Here is a 21329-nt window from a genome sequence, read left to right on the forward strand (position 1 = left end):
ATTCCCTTTCCGGCGGTTCCGACTCTATCAGATCCTTTCGGGCCTGATTCCCAGTCAGCGGGGTTTGTCTTCCCGGCCCTTGGGCCGTTCCGACGAGTGAGACTTTAGCGGATTCCTTGGCTCCGACGCTAATCGGGGGCGTTCTCGCGAACGCGGATTCCTCATTCCGCAAATGCGCACGAAAAACCGGGCGACAAGTGTCGCTGGTCAGAAGTGGTTACTGCGGATTGGCTGTCCGGGGACCGACCGGAGTCGGCGCTCACGTCGGACAACTCGGAGCACATTACGGATCGGGGCGGGCCGTGTCAACCCCTGGCTTCACCGCCGGCTCAGCCGTTGCCGGAGGCCAGTTCGCGGCTGCGGTCGCGGGCGGCTTCGAGGGCTGCGATGAGGGCGGCCCGTACGCCGTGGTTCTCCAGCTCACGGATGGCGCTGATGGTGGTGCCGGCCGGGCTGGTGACGGCTTCGCGCAGCTTGACGGGGTGTTCGCCGCTGTCGCGGAGCATCACTGCGGCGCCGATCGCGGCCTGGACGATCAGTTCGTGGGCCTGGGCACGGGGCAGGCCGAGCAGGATGCCCGCGTCGGTCATCGCCTCGACCAGGAAGTAGAAGTACGCGGGCCCCGAGCCGGACAGAGCGGTCGCCGCGTCCTGCTGGGACTCGGGGACGCGGAGGGTCTTGCCGACGCCGCCGAAGATCGCCTCCGCCGCGGCGAGGTGCTCGGGGGTGGCGTGGCTGCCCGCCGAGATGACGGACATCCCCTCGTCGACCAGGACCGGGGTGTTCGGCATGACGCGGACGACCGGGGTGTACGCGGCGAGGCGCTCCTCGATGAACGCGGTGGTGATGCCCGCGGCCGCGCTGATGACCAGGCGGTCGGGGGTGAGGTGCCCGGCGAGCTCGTCGAGGAGGCGGCCCATGTCCTGCGGCTTGACCGCGAGGATGAGGATGTCGGCGCGGGCGGCGGCCTCGGCGTTGTCCACGGAGTCGACGCCGTACCGGTTGCGGAGCTCCTCGGCGCGCTCGGCACGGCGGGTGGTGACCAGCAGGTCCGCCGGGCGCCAGCCCGCCCGGATCATGCCGCTGAGCAGCGCCTCGCCGATCTTTCCGGTGCCGAGGACTGCGACTGTCTGGGCCATGCGGTTCACCCTCCGGGCGGTGCTGACGGTTCTCCGTGCTCGTGTCCGCCATCCTCCCCCACGGCCCGTCGGACCATCGGGGTGGTCGCCACGTACAGCTGGACGGCGTAGCTCTCCTCGACCGTGCCGTCCGGGAAGACCCTCGCGAGGTGGTCGCGCTCCGCGGTGAGGAAGGTCCGGGTGCGTGCGTCGCCGATGACCAGGAAGGCGGAGTGGCTGCCGAGGTTGGCGAGGTGGGTGTCGAGGGGAACGCGCCGGGTCCAGGGCAGCATGCGGTGCGCGAAGTCGAGCGCGGGCGGCAGGGTGCGGGCGTGGGCGGGGTGGCCGTGGACGGACTCCCCGGCGCCGAGGAAGCGGCGGAGGCGGGCGTCCTGTTCGGCGACCCAGGGGACCGACTGGTCCGAGATGTTCCACCACAGGGCGAGGGCTCCCCCGGGGCGCAGGACCCGTACCGCTTCGGGGGCGGCCAGCTCCGGGTCGGTCCAGTGCCAGGACTGGGCGTAGGTGATCAGGTCGGCGGAGTCGGTGGCGAGGGGGAGGCGGTTGCCGTCGCCGCGCACCACGGGCAGGCGGGGCAGCGAGCGGTGCAGCTCCGCCGCCATGCCGGGACCGGGCTCGACGGCGGTGACCCGGGCGCCGCGCTCGTGCAGCAGCCGGGTGGCGATGCCGGTGCCGGCGCCGATGTCGGCGGTGCGGGCGCCGCGCAGGGGGCGGTGTGCCAGTTCCTCGACGGCGTCGAGGAGCGCGGGCGGGTAGCCGGGGCGGGCGGCGGCGTACTGGGCGGCCGCCCGGTCGAAGGAGAGCGCCCGGGGCGTCGGCGGAGCGGTGGTGTCGGGGACTTCGGGGCCTGTGGTGTCGGCGGGGTCCATGGGGTCATCGTGGCCCGCCATGGATGCGCCGCGCCAGGGCGCGGGCCGTGGCGCTACGGGCGCTTGGGACGCTTGGGCCTCGTGGTGCCGCCCTGCTTGGCGGACCTGTTCTGCTTGCGGGCCGCCGGGTTCCCGGTCCGGGTGGAGCGGCGCTTCTCGTAGCGGGCCACGGCCGCCTCGTACTCCTCGCGGTGCAGCCGTTCGCCCGGGGCCTCCCGGAACGTGCGGAAGAAGTACGCCAGCAGCGAGCCGACGAAGCCGATCGTCTTGATGCCGCGCAGACTCGCCTCGCGCTCCGGATCGGCGGGGCGGCGGCCGAAGCCCTCCCAGGTCTTGCGGAAGGCGACGGCGCTGCAGATGGCGAACATCAGGACCACGAGGATGCCGACGAAACTGCCGACGTCGGCGATCTCCAGGCCCTGGAAGGCGAAGCGCAGCACGAAGCAGGAGGCGACCGCGGCGGCCAGCGAGCCGGCCGCCGCGCCCACCCGGCGCAGCCCGTAGCCCCCGCTGTGGTCGACCCAGGTCGTACCGAAGAAACGCAGGGGCTCGGGGTGCGGGCCGGGCGCGGCACCGGTGCCGGGGGCTTCGCTGTTCTCGCTCACGGAGCCGATTATCCCCGGGCGGGTGCGCCGGGAGCCGTGCCGGTCAGTCGCAGCGGGGCGCGATGTAGCCGTCGCTGCCGGTGTGGACGTAGGCGTCCGCGACGAACTGGCCGTTGGCGATGTTGTCCCAGATGTTCGAGGTGCCGTACGGGCCCTTGACCGACTCGCCCGCCTTCTGGCAGTAGATCCCCACCTTCACCCCGTACGGGAGCGTGCGGACGATGCCGTACTTGGTGCCCGGGCCCCGGCGGACGTTGACGCGGTAGCCGGGGGCGATCGGGTACCGGGTGACGCCGTCCTCCGCGGCGAGCGCCACGGGGTCGACGTCCTCGGGTCCGGGCGCGGCGCCGTCCACCGCTTCCGCGGTCGTCACTTCGTTCTCTTCGTCCATGGCCATCAGGGCCTCCCCCTCGCAAGACGGTCCGTACGGCCGGAATCCGGCCCGTACGACAGGTACGACGCGCAGGCTACAAGCCCCATCCGTATCGCACGCACCATCGACTAGGCTCCGTGCGTCGCGCTTGCGGACGAACACACGGGGGTGGGCGATGCCGCCGCTGCGAGGTACCGGGGCCGGTCCGGAAGCGGAACATCCGGACCATGCGGGCCAGTACCGCCTTGAGACGCGTCTGGGCGCGGGGGGCATGGGGGTCGTGCATCTGGCGCGCTCCGCCTCCGGGCTCCAGCTCGCCGTCAAGGTGGTGCATCAGCAGTACGCCTCGGATCCCGAGTTCAGGGCACGTTTCCGGCAGGAGGTCGGGGCGGCCCGGCGGGTCAGCGGCGCCTTCACCGCACCGGTCGTCGACGCCGATCCGGACGCCGCGCTGCCCTGGATGGCCACCCTGTACGTTCCCGGCCCGACCCTCTCCGACCAGGTGAAGCGGAACGGGCCGATGGCTCCGGCGGCGCTGCGGCGGCTGACCGCGGGGCTCGCGGAGGCGCTGCGCGACATCCACCGGGCCGGGGTCATCCACCGCGACCTCAAGCCGAGCAACGTGCTGCTCGCCGACTCCGGGCCCAAGGTCATCGACTTCGGGATCTCCCGTCCCTACGACAGCGACCTGCGCACCGAGACCGGCAAGCTGATCGGTTCGCCGCCGTACATGGCGCCCGAGCAGTTCCAGCGGCCGCGCGAGGTCGGGCCCGCCGCCGACGTGTTCGCGCTGGGGGCCGTGCTCGTCCACGCGGCGACCGGGCGGGGGCCCTTCGACTCGGACAGTCCGTACATCGTGGCGTACCAGGTGGTGCACGACGAGGCGGATCTGGCGGGGGTGCCCGAGGACCTGGCCCCGCTGATCGGGCGGTGCCTGGCGAAGGACCCGGCCGAGCGGCCCACCCCCGACGAGATCATGGCGGCGCTGCGGCCGCCGTCGTACGACGCCGCCGCGTTCGTACCGGTGCAGCGGCGGCCGCTCGCCACCTCGGTGCCCGCCCCGGAACCCGGCGGTGGTGCGGCGGACGGTGGCGCGGACGTCGACACGCATGTGCGGGCGGCGGGCGGGCGGGGCCGGGCGGGCGGCGGCAAGCGGCGGTGGCTGGCGGCCACGGCGGTGCTGCTGGTGATGGGCGCGGGCGGGGCGTGGGCCGTGGGGTCGGGCGCGGTGCTCGGCGGCTCCGGCGGGGCGGCGGCGGAGGGTCCGGCCGGGGGCGCGGAGGAGGACGCGGCGGAGGAGTTCTCGCCGTGGGACATCGCGTTGGGCGAGAAGACGACGCCGGTCTGCGCGGCCCCGGACGGTTCCGCCCTGTACTGCGCGGCGGACGGGACCGGCGCGGCCCGGCTGGACCCCGTCCACGGCCGGATCCAGTGGTCGCGGCATTCGGTGGTCGGCACCCCGGCCGGGGTGGTGTCGGTCTCCGGCGGTCTGATGCACACGGCGGTGCCGGGCGGGAGGATCCGGGCGTACGACCCCGCCAAGGGCGAGCCGGTCTGGAGCGCGGACCTCTCCCCGTACGAGGGCACCCCCTTCGCCGCGGGCGACACCCTTCTGCTGGTGGCCGGGGACGGCACGACCGAGGCGCTGGACGCCGCGACCGGGGTCTCGCTGTGGCGGCACGCGCTCGCCGGGCACCGGCGCCCCGACTACGCGCTGTACGACGCGGGCACCGGGCTCGCCTACGCCTTCGAGAACTCGTCGTACGGGTCGAGCACGCTGGTCACGGCCGTCGATCCCGCGTCGGGCCGCACGGCCTGGCAGCGGCGGCTGGACGGGATGCTGACCCCGGTGGGGAGTTCGGACGGGGCGCTCGTGCTGACCGAGATGAACGGGGACACCCAGACGGTCGGGCTGGTCAGCTACGACCCGGGGACGAGGAAGGCCGTCCGGACCGCGTTGCCGTTCCGGATGAACGACCCGGAGGTCGTGGTGGGCGGGGACACCGCCTATCTGCTGGGGCGCGGCGGGACGCTGGTGGCGGTCGGCACCCGGGCGGGAGGCGGCGGCACGGACGCCGGCGACGCGGTGCGCTGGCAGTTGGAGACCGCCGCCGGGCGGACCTCGGCGCCGGTGCTCGCCGCCGGGGACCGGCTGTACTTCTCGGCGGCGGACGGGCGGCTGCTGGCCGTGGACACCGGTCGCGGGAAGCTGCTGGGGCAGACCGGGCCCCGGCTGCGGGACGGGCGGCTCGGCTACGCGGCGGCGCTGCCCGCCCCGGTGGTGGTGGGCCGGGCGGTCGTCGGGACGGCGCCCGACGGGTCCGTGTTCGCCGTGGACGGCGAGGACCCCGCCCGCTGGTGAGGGTTCACCGGCGGACGGGGTCCTCGGACGCGGGGGTTCAGCCGAGCTTGGAGACGTCGCGCACCGCGCCCCGGTCGGCGCTGGTGGCCATCGCGGCGTAGGCCCGCAGGGCGGCGCTGACCTTGCGGTCGCGGTCCTTCGGGGCGTACGCGCCGTTCAGCGCCGTGCGGCGGGCGGCCAGCTCGGCCTCGGGGACCAGCAGTTCGATCGAGCGCTCCGGGATGTCGATCCTGATCCGGTCGCCGTCCTCGACCAGGGCGATCGTGCCGCCCGAGGCGGCCTCCGGCGAGGCGTGGCCGATGGACAGGCCCGACGTGCCGCCGGAGAAGCGGCCGTCGGTCACCAGGGCGCAGCTCTTGCCGAGGCCGCGGCCCTTGAGGAAGGAGGTCGGGTAGAGCATCTCCTGCATGCCGGGGCCGCCGCGCGGGCCCTCGTAGCGGATGACGACGACGTCGCCCTCCTTGATCTCCTTGCGGAGGATCTTGTCGACGGCCTCCTCCTGCGACTCGCAGACGACCGCCGGGCCCTCGAAGGTCCAGATCGACTCGTCGACGCCCGCCGTCTTCACGACGCAGCCGTCCTCCGCGAGGTTGCCCTTGAGGACCGCCAGGCCGCCGTCCTTGGAGTAGGCGTGCGCCAGGTCGCGGATGCAGCCGCCGGCGGCGTCGAGGTCGAGGGTCTCCCAGCGCTCGGACTGGGAGAAGGCGGTGGCGGAGCGGACGCAGCCGGGGGCGGCGTGCCACAGCTCGACGGCCTCCGGGGACGGGGAGCCGCCGCGGACGTCCCACTCCTTCAGCCACTCGTCGAGGGAGTCGGAGTGGACCGCGTGCACGTTCGTGTCGAGGAGTCCGGCGCGGTGCAGCTCGCCGAGGATGGCGGGGATGCCGCCGGCCCGGTGCACGTCCTCCATGTAGTACGTGCCGCCGGGGGCGACGTTGGGGGCGACCTTCGCCAGGCAGGGGACGCGGCGCGAGACGGCGTCGATGTCGGCCAGGTCGTAGTCCAGCTCGGCCTCCTGGGCGGCGGCCAGCAGGTGCAGGATCGTGTTGGTGGAGCCGCCCATGGCGATGTCGAGCGCCATGGCGTTGTCGAAGGCGGCGCGGGTGCCGATGGCGCGGGGCAGGACCGTGGCGTCGTCCTGCTCGTAGTGGCGCCGGGTGATCTCGACGACCGTGCGGCCGGCCTCCTCGTACAGCGCCCGGCGGGCGGTGTGGGTGGCGAGGACGGAGCCGTTGCCGGGGAGGGAGAGGCCGAGCGCCTCGGTCAGGCAGTTCATCGAGTTCGCGGTGAACATGCCGGAACAGCTGCCGCAGGTGGGGCAGGCGTTCTCCTCGATGCGGAGGATGTCCTCGTCGGAGATGTTCTCGTTGACGGCGTCGCTGATCGCGTTGATCAGGTCGAGCTTGCGGACCGTGCCGTCGACCAGGGTGGCCTTGCCGGCCTCCATCGGGCCGCCGGAGACGAAGACCGTCGGGATGTTGAGGCGCATCGCGGCCATCAGCATGCCGGGGGTGATCTTGTCGCAGTTGGAGATGCAGATCAGCGCGTCCGCGCAGTGCGCCTCGACCATGTACTCGACGGAGTCGGCGATCAGGTCGCGGGAGGGGAGGCTGTAGAGCATCCCGCCGTGGCCCATCGCGATGCCGTCGTCGACGGCGATGGTGTTGAACTCGCGGGGCACGGCGCCCGCCGCCTTGATGGCGTCGGAGACGATCCGGCCGACCGGCGCCAGGTGGGTGTGGCCGGGGACGAACTCGGTGAAGGAGTTGGCGACCGCGATGATCGGCTTGCCGATGTCCTCGCTCGCTACGCCCGAGGCCCGCATGAGGGCGCGGGCGCCCGCCATGTTGCGGCCGTGAGTGACAGTGCGGGACCTCAGCTGGGGCATCGTCTCTCGCTCCTTCGACGTTAAGGACTGCCTTCGAGCGTACGCCCCCCGCTCCAAGATCTGGACAGAGTGTCCGATATGCGGGACGCCTTGCTCGGTGTGTGGGCGGTACGGGTGGGGCTCGTGCTACGGGTGCTGCGTCCCGGTCGGGGACCAGGCCAGGTGGAGCCGGGTGAAGGCCAGCGCCTCCGCCAGGTCGGCCTCGCGTTCGGCGGCGGACATGGCCCGGCGGGTATTGACCTCGATGACGACATGGCCGTCGAAGCCGGTACGGGCCAGGTGCTCCAGGAGTTCGGCACAGGGCTGGTCGCCCCGGCCGGGCACCAGGTGCTCGTCCTTGTTGGACCCCTTGCCGTCGGCGAGGTGGACATGGGCGAGCCGCTCGCCCATCCGCCCGACCATCGCCATGCCGTCGGTGCGGGCCGTCGCGGTGTGCGAGAGGTCCACGGTGAAGTGGCGGTAGTCGTTGTGCGTGACGTCCCACTCGGGGGCGTACGCGAGCATCTCGCGGTCCCGGTAGCGCCAGGGGTACATGTTCTCGACGGCGAACCGCACGTCGGTCTCGTCGGCCATCCGCCAGACGCCGGTGACGAAGTCGCGCGCGTAGTGGCGCTGCCATCGGAACGGCGGATGGACCACGACGGTCGACGCGCCCAGCCGCTCCGCCGCCGTCCGGGCCCGCTGGAGCTTCACCCACGGGTCGGTGGACCAGACGCGCTGGGTGATCAGGAGGCAGGGCGCGTGGACGGCCAGGATCGGCACCCCGTGGTAGTCCGAGAGCCGCCGCAGCGCCTCGATGTCCTGGCTGACGGGGTCGGTCCACACCATGACCTCGACGCCGTCGTACCCGAGGCGCGCGGCGATCTCGAAGGCCGTCGCCGTCGACTCCGGGTAGACCGAAGCCGTCGACAGGGCGACCTTCGCATCAGGGACGCGCACCACTGGTTCTGCCACTGGGACAGCGTACGGGCAGCGGTACGCCGCGCCGAGGGACCGTGGCGGAAAGTGAGCAGGGCCATGGGGCCGGGGCCCTCCCGGCCCTCCCGCTGCGCCCCGCGGGGCCTCGGCTCAGCGAGACCCGTTCCCCGCGGGCAGGTGGTCCAGGCGGCGCAGGATGACGCCCTCGCGCAGCGCCCAGGGGCAGATCTCCAGCTCCTCGACCCCGAGCAGGTCCATCGCGCCCTCCGCGACCAGCGCCCCGGCGAGCAACTGGCCGGCCCGGCCCTCGGAGACGCCGGGCAGGCCGCCGCGCTGCCCGGCGGTCATCGTGGCCAGCCGGGGCACCCACTCCTCCAGCGCCTTGCGGGAGAGGTTGCGCTGGACGTACAGGCCCTCGGTGGAGCGTGCGGCACCCGCGATCCTGGCGAGCTGCTTGAAGGTCTTGGAGGTGGCCACGACGTGGTCGGGGCGCCCGAGGCGGGTGAACTCCCCCACGCTGCGGGCGATACCGGCGCGCACATGGCGGCGGAGCGCCTTCACGTCCGCCGGGTCGGGCGGATCGCCCGGCAGCCACCCGGCGGTGAGCCGGCCCGCCCCGAGCGGCAGCGAGACCGCCACGTCCGGCTCCTCGTCCATGCCGTACGCGACCTCCAGCGAACCGCCGCCGATGTCGAGCACCAGCAGCCGCCCCGACGACCAGCCGAACCAGCGGCGCGCGGCGAGGAAGGTGAGCCGGGCCTCCTCCGGGCCGCTCAGGACGGCGAGGTCGACACCGGTCTCCTCGCGCACCCGGGCCAGCACCCGGTCGGCGTTGCTCGCCTCCCGCACCGCCGAGGTGGCGAACGGCAGGACGTCCTCGCACCCCTTGTCCTCGGCGGCCTGGAGCGCGTCGGCGACCGTGGCGACCAGCCGGTCCACACCCTCGGGGCTGATCGCCCCGTCCTCGTCGAGGAGTTCGGCCAGGCGCAGCTCCGCCTTGTGGGAATGCGCGGGCAGCGGGCGCGCGCCGGGGTGCGCGTCCACCACCAGGAGGTGCACCGTGTTCGAACCCACGTCCAGGACTCCGAGTCTCATGGCCGAAACGCTACCGGGGCCCCTGGGCCGCTCCGACCGGTGGTCGGGGGTGCTCCCGCCCCGCTCCGGCCCGCCGTCCGGCCCTCTGTCGGCCGTACGCTGGGCACGTGCCAAAGACGAAAAAGGCGAAGCCGGGCAAAAACACGAAGAAGCAGAAGGCGGAGCAGGCGATGCAGCGGGAAGTGAACGGTCCGGCCCCCGCCGGGGACGGGGCCGACGACGAGGTGGGGATCGATTTCGCCCGCGCCTGGGTCGAGTTCCCCGACCCCGAGGACGACGAGCAGGTCTTCCGCTGCGACCTGACCTGGCTGACCTCCCGGTGGACCTGTGTCTTCGGCAGCGGCTGCCGGGGCATCCAGGCGGGCCGGGCCGACGACGGCTGCTGCACGCTGGGCGCGCACTTCTCGGACGAGGACGACGAGCGGCGGGTGGCCTCGCACGTCGAGCGGCTGACACCGGAGCTGTGGCAGTTCCACGACGTCGGCACCGGCACCGGCTGGGTCGAGGTCGACGACGACGGGGAGCGCCAGACCCGCCGCTGGCAGGGCTCGTGCATCTTCCAGAACCGGCCGGGGTTCGCGGCGGGCGCCGGCTGCTCGCTGCACATCCTGGCGCTGCGCGAGGGCCGGGAGCCGCTGGAGACGAAGCCGGACGTCTGCTGGCAGCTGCCGGTCCGGCGCACCTACGACTGGATCGACCGGCCCGACGACACCCGGGTGCTCCAGGTGTCGATCGGTGAGTACGACCGCCGGGGCTGGGGCCCCGGCGGCCACGACCTGCACTGGTGGTGCACCTCGGCGACCTCGGCGCACGGGGCCGGGGAGCCGGTGTACGTCTCGTACCGGCCCGAACTCACCGAGATGATGGGCGAGAAGGCGTACCAGCGGCTGGCCGAGCTGTGCGAGGAGCGGCTCGCCGCCCTGCTGCCGATGGCCCCGCACCCGGCCGACCCGGCCTGATCGTTCCGCCGGGGCGCCAGGGCCGTCAGAGCCGTCAGCCGGACGGGGCCGGGCCGGCGGGGTCCGTGGAGCCGGTCGGGTCCGGGGACTCCGGGGGATGGCCGCCCTGGCCCGGGTCCGGGTCCGCCGGGGTCGTCGTGGGCGTCGGGGACGGTGTCGGGTCGACGGGGGCCGGGGCCGTGGGCGACGGGTCCGGCGCGGGCCGGGCGGGCGCCGCGGTGACCAGGGGCCGGAGCGGCGGGGCTGCGGGGGCGGGCGGCCGCGCCCCGCTCCCCCGGACCACCACCACCGAGCCGGACGGGGCGAGCGTGATGCGCGCGCTCCACGGACCGGCCGGTTCCCGCCGGTGGTCCACCAGGACCCGGAGCGTGGTGGAGCCGCCCGTGGCGAGCGTGCCCGAGGGGCGGCTCAGCCGCACCCAGGAGGCGTCCGCGTGGGCCGACCAGGCGACCGGCGCCCCGCCCGAGGCGGTCAGCCGGATACGGGTGACGTCGCCGGAGGTACGGGCCTCGACGGTGAGGCCGGGGCCGGAGCCGATCACCTCCACCGAAACGTCCGGGGCCCGGCCGTCCCCGGAGCCGGCGCCGGGCTGGGGCCGGGCGTTGCCCGCGTTCTCGTAACGGCTGCCCGAGGGGGCGGGGTCGCGGTGGCCCTCGCTCTCGGTCGCGGCGATCGACGCGCCGCCCCGGCCCTCGCCGGACTGCGGCGCGCCCCGGTAGGCGGTCCACAGCGCGATCACCGGGGCGGCGACGACCGTGGCGACCACCGTCGTCGTGACGACCCTGGCCCGCAGCCGGTCCCGGCGCGCGGCGTGGTCCTTCGGGTCCATCGGGAAGCCCGCCCGGTCGAAGCGCGGGCCGCCGGAGCGGCTGCGCCGGGCGTGGGCCATCGCGACGTACGCCGAGCGGCGGGGCGCGGCGACGACCGGCAGCGCGGCGGCCGGGGCGACGGTGGAACCGGGCCACGGCCCCTGGGCACCGGCGCGCTCGGCGGCCCTGCGGCAGCGCGGGCAGTCGTCGACATGGCGGACCAGCTCGCGGCGGAGGGCGGCGGAGAGCAGGACCCGGTGGTCGCCGGTGAGCCGGGCGACGATCGGGCAGTTGCCCGTCTCCACGACGGCGAGGGCGGCGCGGGTGCGCTCCACCTCGCAGGCGGCGGCGGCCAGCAGCTCGCGGGCGGCGGCCGGGTCGAGGCCGAGGACGGAGGCGACGGCGCGCGGGGCGAGGCGGTGGCGCACCGCGAGTTCGAGCGCCTCGCGCTGCTCGGGGGTGGTGCCGGCCGCCTCGGGCCAGGCCAGCTGGGCCAGCTCGCGGCGGTGCGCCTCGGCGGCCTCCGCCTCGGGGGACGCGGCGGCCCCGGAGGCGGGCGGGGACGCGGGGGCGGGGAGCGGGGACCGGGACGGGGGCATGCGCCGTCCGGTGCGCGCCCCCGGGGCGGTCGCGCCGGTCCGGCGCCGATGGGCCTGGCGGCCCTGCTTCTGCTCGGTGAGCTTGCGCAGGCACATCCACCGGGCGAGCGCGTACAGCCAGGATTTACGTTCCTCCTCGCCCGCCGGACACCGGCCGCCCTGCCGTTCCGCGATCGCCAGCACGCCGCCGAGCGCCTCGGTGGCGGCGTCGTGGTCGCAGAGCACGGAGAGGCAGTAGGTGAACAGGCCGTCGAGATGCGGTTCGTAGCGGACGGGCGGCCGGCGCGACGAGGAGGACAGCGCGGACGGCGTGTACGCCGAAAGGCGGGGCGCACTGCCCCGCGTCCGGTGTGCGCCGGTGGTGTGCGTGGGGGGCTCCAGACCGCTGCTCGTCACCTTGCGACCGTAGGCAGCACCCGGCACACCATTAGCTCACCTTCAGCACTTTTAACCCTTACGGGTGAACGTATCGCTCAAAAGGGGACAGGAATCCCGGATTCCGTCGAGTGGTCCGCACCCTGGACGCCCTGCGGGGCCCGGCGGTTCCGGCTCCGCAGCGGTGCCCGGCGGCGTTGTCGTACCCCACCTATACGGTGGGCGTCATGGCTGCCCGTACGAAATCCGCGAAGGACCGGCCGTCCTACCGCTGCTCCGAATGCGGCTGGACGACCGCCAAATGGCTCGGCCGCTGCCCCGAATGCCAGGCATGGGGAACGGTCGAGGAGTTCGGCGGCGCCCCCGCCGTGCGGACCACCGCGGCCGGCCGGGTCAGCTCCGCCGCGCTCCCCATCGGCCAGGTCGACAGCCGGCAGGCCACCGCCCGGTCGACCGGTGTCGGCGAGCTGGACCGGGTACTCGGCGGCGGTCTCGTGCCGGGCGCCGTCGTGCTCCTCGCGGGCGAGCCGGGCGTCGGCAAGTCGACGCTGCTGCTGGACGTGGCAGCGAAGTCGGCCTCCGACGAGCACCGCACGCTCTACGTCACCGCCGAGGAGTCGGCGAGCCAGGTCCGGCTGCGTGCCGACCGCATCCGCGCGATCAACGACCACCTCTACCTCGCCGCCGAGACGGACCTCTCCGCCGTCCTCGGCCATCTGGACGCCGTCAAGCCCTCCCTGCTCATCCTCGACTCGGTGCAGACCGTCGCCTCGCCGGAGATCGAGGGGGCGCCGGGCGGCATGGCGCAGGTGCGGGAGGTGGCCGGGGCCCTGATCCGGGCCTCCAAGGAGCGCGGGATGTCCACGCTGCTGGTCGGCCATGTCACCAAGGAGGGCTCGATCGCGGGCCCCCGCCTGCTGGAGCACCTGGTGGACGTGGTGCTGTCCTTCGAGGGCGACCGCCACGCCCGCCTCCGTCTCGTGCGGGGCGTCAAGAACAGGTACGGGGCGACCGACGAGGTCGGCTGCTTCGAGCTGCACGACGAGGGGATCACCGGCCTCGCCGACCCGTCCGGCCTCTTCCTCACCCGGCGCGACGAGCCGGTCCCCGGCACCTGCCTGACCGTCACGCTGGAGGGCAAGCGGCCGCTGGTCGCCGAGGTCCAGGCGCTCACGGTCGACTCCCAGATCCCCTCGCCCCGGCGCACCACCTCGGGCCTGGAGACCTCCCGGGTCTCGATGATGCTCGCGGTCCTGGAGCAGCGCGGCCGGATCAGCGCGCTCGGCAAGCGCGACATCTACAGCGCGACGGTGGGCGGGGTGAAGCTCTCGGAGCCCGCCGCGGACCTCGCGGTGGCGCTGGCGCTGGCCAGCGCGGCCAGCGACACCCCCCTGCCGAAGAACCTGGTGGCGATCGGCGAGGTGGGCCTCGCGGGCGAGGTCAGAAGGGTGACGGGGGTGCAGCGCAGGCTGGCCGAGGCGCACCGCCTGGGGTTCACGCACGCGCTGGTGCCGACCGACCCGGGGAAGATCCCCGCCGGTATGAAGGTCACAGAAGTCGCCAACATGGGCGATGCGCTCAGAGTCCTCCCGCGCCGGTCTCGCGCACAGGCCCCCCAGGAGGAGGGCGCACGCCGGTAGACTTTGCCCTGGTCTCGCCCGTCCGTGCGAACGGCACGAGGGATGTAAGGGCACCACGAACCTGTGACCGGAGGAGTGCAGTGGCAGCCAACGACCGGGCAGCATCGCCCGGAAAGTCCGGCCAAGGCACCGGTAACGAGGCGCTGATGCGCGCCTCGCTGAGCGCCGTCGCGCCCGGAATGGCGCTGCGGGACGGTCTGGAGCGCGTCCTCCGCGGCAACACCGGCGGGCTGATCGTGCTCGGTATGGACAAGACCGTCGAGTCGATGTGCACCGGCGGATTCGTGCTGGACGTGGAGTTCACCGCGACCCGGCTGCGCGAGCTGGCCAAGCTGGACGGCGCGCTGATCCTCGACAAGGACATGACCAAGATCCTGCGCGCCGGCGTGCAGCTGGTGCCGGACGCCTCCATCCCCACCGAGGAGACCGGCACCCGGCACCGCACGGCGGACCGGGTCTCCAAGCAGTGCAACTTCCCGGTCGTCTCCGTCTCCCAGTCGATGCGCCTGATCGCCCTGTACGTGGACGGGGAGCGGCGGGTCCTGGAGGAGTCCGGCGCGATCCTCTCCCGGGCCAACCAGGCCCTCGCCACCCTGGAGCGGTACAAGCTCCGGCTCGACGAGGTCGCGGGCACGCTCTCCGCGCTGGAGATCGAGGACCTGGTGACGGTCCGGGACGTGACGGCGGTCTCCCAGCGGCTGGAGATGGTCCGCCGGATCGCCACCGAGATCGCGGAGTACGTGGTCGAGCTGGGCACCGACGGCCGCCTCCTCTCGCTCCAGCTCGACGAGCTGATCGCGGGCGTCGAGCCGGAGCGCGAGCTGGTCGTGCGCGACTACGTGCCGGAGCCGACCGCGAAGCGCTCCCGCACGGTCGCCGAGGCGCTGACCGAGCTGGACGCGCTCTCCCACACCGAGCTGCTCGAACTGGCCGTCGTGGCGCGGGCGCTGGGCTACAGCGGCTCCCCCGAGACGCTGGACTCGGCGGTCTCGCCGCGCGGTTTCCGGCTGCTGGCCAAGGTGCCGCGGCTGCCCGGCGCGATCATCGACCGGCTGGTGGAGCACTTCGGCGGTCTGCAGAAACTGCTCGCCGCCAGCGTGGACGATCTCCAGACGGTGGACGGCGTCGGCGAGGCACGGGCGCGCAGTGTGCGCGAGGGGCTGTCCCGGCTGGCCGAGTCGTCGATCCTCGAACGGTACGTGTAACGGCGCCGCCGGACCGGTACATGCGGAAGGGGCCCGGGAGACCGGGCCCCTTCCGCATGTCCGGGGTCGTGTGCCGGGGCTCAGTCCTTCGCGAGGACGAAGGGGGCGCGCTGCACCGGCACGCCCGGCGCCTTCGCCTCGACCAGGTACGTGCCCGGCCCGGCCGAACCCGCCGGGGGCGTCGCGCAGCGCGAGGAGCTCCTGTGCCGGTCCCACTCCACGGTGTGCAGGACCGTACCGCCCGCCGGGACCTTGATCAGCAGGGGTTCCGTGACGCTCGGGCAGTCCTTGGACGACCAGACGCGGTCGTTGTCGCCACCCGCCCTGGTGACGGTGAGCACCGCGCTCCTCGGCCCGAGGTCGGCCTTGCAGGTGGCGGCCGAGGTGTTCCTGACCGTCAGTCGGAACTTCGGCTTCTCGCCGGGGGCGTAGCTGTTCGCGGTGGCCAGGCTCATCCGGAGCGCCTCGGGGGCGCAGTCGGGGAGCGGGGAGGAGGCCGGGACCCGCCGGCCCTCCGAGCCGCCGGAACCCGAGCCGCCCGCGTCGCCGGCCTCGGTGTCCGCGCCGCCGCCCGCGTCCGTACCGCTGGAACCGGAACCCGCGCCGCCGGAACCCGCGCCCGTGGCACCGGAGTCGCCGCTGCCGCCGGAGTCGCCCGCCTCGTCGCGCCCGCCGGGCTGCTGGCTGATGGCCGGGCCGGAGCCGCCGGGGCCCGGGGTGATCTCGCTCGCGGGCCCCGAACCGGCGGGCCGGGCATCGCTCTTGACGCCCTTGCTCCCGCCCGAGGTCACGGCCCAGAAGATCAGCACCGCGATCAGCGCGACGAGCGACAGCGCAACGGCCCTTCGCCGCCAGTAGATGGTGGAGGGAAGCGGACCGATCGGATTACGCAGAGATCCCACGGCCCAAACTCTACGAGAGATCGGCACCGGCTCCCGCCCCACCCGCCGTTCGGGTCAGCAAGTTTTACGGATCATCGTCCCGGCGCCCGCGCTCCGCACCCCATTTGCCCCCACATCACCCCTGCGTCCCCGGACGGTTGAACAACGGGCGGCTCCTGAATGAACTTCAGGCTCCATTCATTACCCTCTGTCGGATGGACAGCTCAGTTACCGCCCCGCTCTACCGGGACATCACCGACTTCGCGCATGACATGCCGTCATGGGTGCAGCATCTGGCCGAGATATGGACGGAGCTCGGACTCCTCCTCTTCGGCCTCCTGTTCGTCACCGGGTGGTGGCGGGCCCGCACCCGCGACGACCGCGGCCTGGCCCTGGCGGTGCTGGCGCCGGTGGCGACGGCCTTCGGCTACGTGGTCAGCGAAGTACTCAAGTCGGCGGTGACCGAGGAGCGGCCGTGCCGGGCGGTCGCCGGGGCCGCGGCCTCCCTGGTGACCTGCCCGCCGTACGGCGACTGGTCCTTCCCCAGCAACCACTCCGCGATCGCGGGCGCGGCGGCGGTCGCGGTGGCGCTCGTCCGGCCCGTGCTGGCCTGGCTGACCGTGCCGATGGCGCTGCTGATGGCCTTCTCCCGGGTCTTCGTCGGCGTGCACTACCCGCACGACGTGGCGGTCGGCCTGGTGCTGGGCGCCCTGGTCTCGGCGCTGGTGATCGCCCTGCTGCGCCGCCCCGCGCAGTCCCTGGCCCGGACGGTGCGGAGCAGCGGGGCGCCCCTGGCGGCCTGGGCCTCCGGACCGGGCGCGGCGCCCCGGCGTTCCCGGCGGCGGCACGGCTGAGCCCCGCGCACCGGGGCGTACGGGCGTGCGCGCCCCGGTGCCTCTTGGGCCGGTTGCCGGACCCGCGGGGCTCGGACGGGTGGCGTTATCACCCCAAGGGCCCCCAGGAGTGGCGACACCGCCGTACGCGGGACCGTCGTCCGTCCTTCCGTGCCAGGATCGAGGGGCGATGACTGCCACGACTTCCACACAGACGCCCCCCATGTCCCTCCACTCCCCCGTGATCGGCTGGTTCGACGAGCACGCCCGCGACCTGCCCTGGCGCCGCCCCGAGGCGGGTGCCTGGGGCGTCATGGTCAGCGAGTTCATGCTCCAGCAGACCCCCGTGAACCGGGTCCTGCCGGTGTACGAGCAGTGGCTGGCCCGCTGGCCGCGCCCCGCCGACCTGGCCGCCGAACCGCCCGGCGAGGCGGTCCGCGCCTGGGGCCGGCTCGGCTACCCCCGCCGGGCGCTCCGCCTGCACGGTGCCGCGCAGGCCATAACGGAACGCCACGGCGGCGACGTACCGAGCGAGCACGGCCAGCTGCTGGCGCTCCCCGGTATCGGCGAGTACACCGCCGCGGCGGTGGCCTCGTTCGCGTACGGGCAGCGGCACGCCGTGCTCGACACGAACGTCCGCCGGGTCTTCGCCCGGGCCGCCACCGGCATCCAGTACCCGCCGAACGCGACGACCGCCGCCGAACGCAGGCTGGCCCGGGAGCTGCTCCCCGAGGAGGACGAGCGGGCCGCCCGCTGGGCCGCCGCGACGATGGAGCTCGGCGCCCTGGTCTGCACCGCGAAGAACGAGGACTGCACCCGCTGCCCGATCGCCCGGCAGTGCGCCTGGCGGCTGGCCGGGAAGCCCGCCCACCAGGGGCCGGCCCGGCGCGGCCAGACGTACGCGGGCACCGACCGGCAGGTCCGCGGCCGGCTCCTCGCGGTGCTGCGCGACTCCGTGGCACCGGTGCCGCAGTCGGCGCTGGACGCGGTGTGGGACGAGCCCGTGCAACGGGCCCGCGCCCTGGACGGCCTGGTCGCCGACGGCCTGGTCGAACCCCTGCCCGGCGGGCAGTACCGGCTCCCCCTCACCTGACCACGCCCCCGTACCCGCCCCCGCGCTCCCCCGTGCGCCCCCGTTGTTACACAACCGATGGACAGCCGTGCGTCGGCGTATGGCTGCTCCGCACAGCCTCGTGACAACCGCTCCGTAGCGTTTTCCCATCAGCCCGACGACGGCCCGACCGCACAACGGCCGGCGTCGGCACCACGGGGATCCACGGGGACGGAGGCGGTTGGAATGGCGCAGGGCGAGGTACTCGCGTTCGAGGACTACGTACGCACTCGGCAGGACGCGCTGCTGCGCAGCGCACGACGGCTGGTCCCCGACCCGGTGGACGCGCAGGACCTGCTCCAGACCGCCCTGGCCCGTACGTACGGCCGCTGGGACGGGATCGCCGACAAGTCGCTGGCCGACGCCTACCTGCGTCGCGTCATGATCAACACCCGTACCGAGTGGTGGCGGGCGCGCAAGCTGGACGAGGTTCCGACCGAGCAGCTGCCCGACGCCAGCATCGAGGACGGCACCGAGCAGCGCGCCGACCGCGCCCTGCTGATGGACGTACTGGGCGTGCTGGCTCCCAAGCAGCGCAGCGTCGTCGTGCTGCGACACTGGGAGCAGATGAGCACGGAGGAGACGGCCGCCGCGCTCGGCATGTCTGCCGGTACGGTGAAGAGCACGCTGCACCGTGCGCTGGCACGGCTGCGCCAGGAGCTGGAGAGCCGCGAGGCGGCGAGCCGGGAGGCCCGGATCGCCGAGGAGCGGCAGCGGCCGGTCGGCCGCGTTCCGGCGCGGGCGCGGGCGGGCAGGCATACGGACGAACGGGGGCGGGAGCGGTGCGCGGCCTGACAGCCAGCGGCGACGGCGGTGACCGTGGCAGCGGAAGAGACGACGGCGGCCACGCGGCCGCCGTCCGGCGTGGCCGGCGCCTGACCGGCCGGGCGGCGGCTGCCACGACCCTGGTCGGGCTCGCCGCCTTCGGGCTGTTCACGGCGAGCTGCTCCACCGGCGGCACCGGCACCCGGGACGAGGGCCCGGCCGGTACCCAGCCCGTCGCCCAGGTCACCCCCGGCGACACCCCTTCCTCCTCCGCCCGGCCCGCCACCCGGGTCGACCCCGTGGCACTGCTCAAGCGGGACCCCAAGGTCAGCGAGCGGGTCAGGACGGACCTGAAGCCCTGCGCCGGTTCCGACTACCCGGTGGACACCTCGTACGGCACGCTGACCGGCGGCCCGGCGCAGGACGTCGTGGTGAACGTGATGACCTGCGCCGATTCGGTGGGCGTGGGCACGTACGTGTACCGGCGGGAGGGCAACGGCTCGTACCAGAACGTGTTCGCCGTCGAGCAGCCCGCGGTCTACGGGACCATCGACCGCGGCGATCTGGTGGTGACGACCCAGGTCTACGAGAAGAAGGACGCGGTCGCGTACCCCTCCGGCGAGGAAGTGATCACCTACCGCTGGGCGGGCAGCCGGTTCAGCGAGCACGACCGGGTGCACAACGACTTCAACCGAGCCGTGGGCAACGGCGGAGCCGCCCTCCCGGGGACGGACGCCGAGCCGGCGGGGAACTGAGAGCATTCCGATGGCCGAGACCCATGTCCTGTTCGTCGAGGACGACGACGTCATCCGCGAAGCCACCCAGTTGGCGCTGGAGCGCGACGGCTTCGCGGTCACCGCGATGCCCGACGGGCTCTCGGGCCTGGAGGCGTTCCGGGCGGACCGCCCCGACATCGCCCTGCTCGACGTGATGGTGCCGGGGCTCGACGGGGTCAGCCTCTGCCGCCGCATCCGCGACGAGTCGACGGTTCCCGTGATCATGTTGTCGGCCCGCGCCGACTCGATCGACGTGGTGCTGGGCCTGGAGGCCGGTGCGGACGACTACGTCACCAAGCCGTTCGACGGGGCGGTGCTGGTGGCCCGCATCCGCGCCGTGCTGCGCCGGTTCGGCCATGCCTCGGGCGGGCAGGCGGGCGGCGGCGAGCCGGAGGCGGAGGACGCCGGCGGGGTACTGGTCTTCGGCGACCTGGAGGTCGACACCGAGGGCATGGCGGTGCACCGGGGCGGCGAGCGGGTGGCGCTGACCCCGACGGAGATGCGGCTGCTGCTGGAGTTCTCGGCGGCGCCGGGCACGGTGCTCTCCCGCGACAAGCTCCTGGAGCGGGTCTGGGACTACGGATGGGGCGGTGACACCCGGGTCGTGGACGTCCATGTGCAGCGACTGCGCACCAAGATCGGCCAGGACCGGATCGAGACGGTCCGCGGCTTCGGCTACAAACTGCTGCCATGAAGCGGCCGGCCCTGCGGACGGGGGTCCGCTGGAAGATCAGCATCGCGATCGCCGCGGTCGGGGCGCTGACCGCGGTCGCGCTCAGCTTCGTCGTGCACAACGCGGCCCGGGTCTCGATGCTGGAGAACGCCCGCGAGGTCCAGCTGGAACGGCTGACGTACGCGCAGCTGCTGTACGAGGCGACGAAGACGAAGAAGGCCGATCCCCGCTTCGGCGCCAAGCTCAACGATCCGACGATGCCGCACAGCCTGCGCGTGGAGACCGCCAAGAACCGGCGGGCCACCCATGTCGAGGAGACCGCGAAGGGCGTGCCCGACGTGTGGGCGGCGGTCCCGGTCGGCCACGGCGACGTCCTCTCGCTGCACACCCGGTTCGCCGGGCGCAGCTCCACGATCATGGCCGATCTGGACCGGGCGCTGATCATCGGCTCGGTCTCGGTGGTGTTCGGCGGCTGCGCGCTCGGCGTGCTGATCGGCGGCCAGCTGTCGCGCCGGCTGCGCAAGGCGGCGGCCGCGGCGGGCCGGGTCGCCCAGGGCAATACGGACGTACGGGTGCGGGACGCGGTCGGCGGGGTCGTCCGGGACGAGACGGACGAGCTGGCCGGTGCGGTGGACGCGCTGACGGACGCGTTGAACGCGCGGATCGAGGCGGAGCGGCGGGTCACCGCGGACATCGCGCACGAGCTGCGTACACCGGTGACCGGGCTGCTCACGGCGGCCGAGCTGCTGCCCCCGGGCCGCCCGACCGAGCTGGTGCGGGACCGGGCGCAGGCGATGCGGACGCTGGTCGAGGACGTGCTGGAGGTGGCCCGGCTGGACAGCGCGTCGGAGCGGGCCGAGCTCCAGGAGCTGGCGCTGGGCGAGTTCGTCAGCCGGCGGATCGGGCTGCTGAACCCGGACGTGACGGTGCGGGTGGTGCACGAGTCGTACGTCAGCACCGATCCGCGGCGGCTGGAGCGGATCCTGGGGAACCTGCTGGGCAACGCCGCCAAGCACGGCGCCACACCGGTGGAGGTCACGGTCGAGGGCCGGGTGGTCCGGATCCGCGACCACGGTCCCGGGTTCCCGGCGGACCTGCTGCGCGAGGGGCCGAGCCGGTTCCGTACCGGCAGCAGTGACCGGTCGGGCCGGGGGCACGGCCTCGGGCTGACCATCGCCGCCGGTCAGGCACGGGTCCTCGGGGCCCGGCTGACCTTCCGCAACGCGGGGCCGGAGGGGGCGGCGCAGGGTTCCGGCGGGGCCATCGCGGTGCTGTGGCTGCCGGAGCACGCGCCGACGAACACCGGAAGCTTCCCGGTCCTCGCGGTGGCGGAGCAGCGCGCCGCGAAGGACGCGGGCGACGACAGTGCCGGGGACGGCGGCGGCAGCGACGGTGCCGGGGCGGCGCCGGGGCGCAAGCGGGCGTAACCGGGCCGCGGCCGAGCGCGGGCGCGC

Annotated in this window: 19 protein-coding genes; 10 read left to right on the forward strand and 9 right to left on the reverse strand. The window is 74.0% G+C overall.

Translation table 11 applies throughout. The annotated features are described in order from the left end of the window. Positions 1–329: 329 nt before the first annotated feature. Genes proC through ACIQGQ_RS35410 form a run of 4 tightly spaced genes read right to left on the reverse strand, consistent with a single transcriptional unit; the run spans position 330 to position 3010 of the window. Positions 330–1139: a pyrroline-5-carboxylate reductase gene (gene proC, locus ACIQGQ_RS35395; RefSeq protein ID WP_402404222.1), complete on the reverse strand. Its 810-nt coding sequence runs from the start codon at positions 1137–1139 to the stop codon at positions 330–332. 5 nt (positions 1140–1144) lie between these two features. After that, positions 1145–2008, reverse strand: coding sequence for a class I SAM-dependent methyltransferase (locus ACIQGQ_RS35400; protein WP_402404225.1), 864 nt, complete (start codon positions 2006–2008; stop codon positions 1145–1147). A 53-nt stretch (positions 2009–2061) separates the two neighbouring features. Next, a complete protein-coding gene (locus ACIQGQ_RS35405) occupies positions 2062–2613 on the reverse strand; it encodes a hypothetical protein (RefSeq protein WP_402404228.1) in 552 nt (183 codons plus the stop codon). A gap of 43 nt (positions 2614–2656) precedes the next feature. Next, positions 2657–3010, reverse strand: a complete 354-nt coding sequence (locus tag ACIQGQ_RS35410; RefSeq protein ID WP_402404231.1) for an SH3 domain-containing protein — start codon at positions 3008–3010, stop codon at positions 2657–2659. 151 nt (positions 3011–3161) lie between these two features. Here ACIQGQ_RS35410 and ACIQGQ_RS35415 point away from each other — a divergent pair, with 151 nt between their 5' ends. Beyond that, the gene (locus tag ACIQGQ_RS35415; protein WP_402404234.1) at positions 3162–5348 is read left to right on the forward strand and encodes a protein kinase; all 2187 of its coding nucleotides are present in this window, start codon (positions 3162–3164) and stop codon (positions 5346–5348) included. A 37-nt stretch (positions 5349–5385) separates the two neighbouring features. On the opposite strand, the gene ilvD is transcribed toward ACIQGQ_RS35415, so the two are convergent. The 3 genes from ilvD to ACIQGQ_RS35430 form a co-directional block, all read right to left on the reverse strand. Beyond that, complete coding sequence (gene ilvD / locus ACIQGQ_RS35420) at positions 5386–7236, reverse strand: dihydroxy-acid dehydratase (protein WP_402404237.1); 1851 nt, start codon at positions 7234–7236, stop codon at positions 5386–5388. 126 nt (positions 7237–7362) lie between these two features. After that, a complete protein-coding gene (locus ACIQGQ_RS35425) occupies positions 7363–8190 on the reverse strand; it encodes a sugar phosphate isomerase/epimerase family protein (RefSeq protein ID WP_402404240.1) in 828 nt (275 codons plus the stop codon). A 114-nt stretch (positions 8191–8304) separates the two neighbouring features. Continuing rightward, positions 8305–9249 (reverse strand): Ppx/GppA family phosphatase, encoded by a 945-nt coding sequence (locus tag ACIQGQ_RS35430; protein WP_402404243.1) that lies wholly within the window; start codon positions 9247–9249, stop codon positions 8305–8307. A gap of 107 nt (positions 9250–9356) precedes the next feature. Between ACIQGQ_RS35430 and ACIQGQ_RS35435 the strand changes: the two genes are divergently transcribed. After that, entirely contained in the window at positions 9357–10208 is an 852-nt protein-coding gene (locus ACIQGQ_RS35435; protein ID WP_402404245.1) for a hypothetical protein, read from the forward strand. A gap of 34 nt (positions 10209–10242) precedes the next feature. Here the strand turns inward: ACIQGQ_RS35435 and ACIQGQ_RS35440 are convergent, their stop codons facing one another. Then, positions 10243–12012: a hypothetical protein gene (locus tag ACIQGQ_RS35440; RefSeq protein ID WP_402404248.1), complete on the reverse strand. Its 1770-nt coding sequence runs from the start codon at positions 12010–12012 to the stop codon at positions 10243–10245. Between the two features lie 206 nt (positions 12013–12218). Between ACIQGQ_RS35440 and radA the strand changes: the two genes are divergently transcribed. After that, a complete protein-coding gene (gene radA / locus ACIQGQ_RS35445) occupies positions 12219–13631 on the forward strand; it encodes a DNA repair protein RadA (protein WP_352275487.1) in 1413 nt (470 codons plus the stop codon). 80 nt (positions 13632–13711) lie between these two features. Further along, on the forward strand, positions 13712–14836 hold the full coding sequence (gene disA / locus ACIQGQ_RS35450) for a DNA integrity scanning diadenylate cyclase DisA (protein WP_402404251.1): 1125 nt from the start codon (positions 13712–13714) through the stop codon (positions 14834–14836). Positions 14837–14916: 80 nt separating this feature from the next. Here disA and ACIQGQ_RS35455 read toward each other — a convergent pair whose 3' ends face one another. Continuing rightward, positions 14917–15738: a hypothetical protein gene (locus ACIQGQ_RS35455; RefSeq protein WP_402404254.1), complete on the reverse strand. Its 822-nt coding sequence runs from the start codon at positions 15736–15738 to the stop codon at positions 14917–14919. A 194-nt stretch (positions 15739–15932) separates the two neighbouring features. Between ACIQGQ_RS35455 and ACIQGQ_RS35460 the strand changes: the two genes are divergently transcribed. The 6 genes from ACIQGQ_RS35460 (at position 15933) to cseC (ending at position 21302) form a co-directional block, all read left to right on the forward strand. Continuing rightward, positions 15933–16571 carry a phosphatase PAP2 family protein gene (locus ACIQGQ_RS35460; RefSeq protein WP_402404257.1) on the forward strand — a complete coding sequence of 213 codons (639 nt, stop codon included), beginning with the start codon at positions 15933–15935 and terminating at the stop codon, positions 16569–16571. 169 nt (positions 16572–16740) lie between these two features. After that, positions 16741–17643 carry an A/G-specific adenine glycosylase gene (locus ACIQGQ_RS35465; RefSeq protein WP_366298645.1) on the forward strand — a complete coding sequence of 301 codons (903 nt, stop codon included), beginning with the start codon at positions 16741–16743 and terminating at the stop codon, positions 17641–17643. A gap of 204 nt (positions 17644–17847) precedes the next feature. Then, positions 17848–18456: a SigE family RNA polymerase sigma factor gene (locus ACIQGQ_RS35470; protein WP_402404259.1), complete on the forward strand. Its 609-nt coding sequence runs from the start codon at positions 17848–17850 to the stop codon at positions 18454–18456. Then, positions 18444–19181 (forward strand): hypothetical protein, encoded by a 738-nt coding sequence (locus ACIQGQ_RS35475; protein WP_402404262.1) that lies wholly within the window; start codon positions 18444–18446, stop codon positions 19179–19181. The genes ACIQGQ_RS35470 and ACIQGQ_RS35475 overlap by 13 nt, the downstream gene beginning before the upstream one ends. 10 nt (positions 19182–19191) lie before the next feature. Continuing rightward, positions 19192–19896 (forward strand): two-component system response regulator CseB, encoded by a 705-nt coding sequence (gene cseB / locus ACIQGQ_RS35480; protein ID WP_402404265.1) that lies wholly within the window; start codon positions 19192–19194, stop codon positions 19894–19896. Then, positions 19893–21302 (forward strand): two-component system sensor histidine kinase CseC, encoded by a 1410-nt coding sequence (gene cseC / locus ACIQGQ_RS35485; RefSeq protein ID WP_402404268.1) that lies wholly within the window; start codon positions 19893–19895, stop codon positions 21300–21302. Before cseB ends, cseC begins: the two co-directional genes overlap by 4 nt. Positions 21303–21329: the final 27 nt, after the last annotated feature.

The sequence above is a fragment of the Streptomyces sp. NPDC092952 genome (genome assembly GCF_044754785.1).
In the GTDB taxonomy this organism is placed as follows: Bacteria; Actinomycetota; Actinomycetes; order Streptomycetales; family Streptomycetaceae; genus Streptomyces.